Annotated in this window: 1 protein-coding gene; it reads left to right on the forward strand. The window is 41.4% G+C overall.

Annotation, left to right across the window (positions count from 1 at the left end):
* The coding region (locus tag ETC07_RS16325) for a hypothetical protein (RefSeq protein ID WP_136249339.1) at window positions 1-249 on the forward strand (249 nt) is incomplete at both ends.

A 249-nucleotide genomic window follows, 5' to 3' on the forward strand; every position in this document is an offset into this window, starting at 1 on the left:
GTCAGGTTATAATGAGCAGCTGGACAAGTATCGCGAAGCTTTAACAAATGGTACCTCGTGGATAGCAGAGTTGGAAGCGAAAGAAAAAGCCAACACCGGAATCTCGACATTAACAATTGATTTTAACCGCAAAGATGGTTATTATTTCCATATTACGCAGAGTCAGCTTGGTAGTGTTCCTGACCACTTTTATCGTAAAGCCACGCTGAAAAATTCAGAGCGTTTTGGCTCAAAAGAGTTGGCTGAAAT

This window comes from Halomonas borealis (assembly GCF_004798905.1).
GTDB classification, from domain to species: domain Bacteria; phylum Pseudomonadota; class Gammaproteobacteria; order Pseudomonadales; family Halomonadaceae; genus Halomonas; species Halomonas borealis.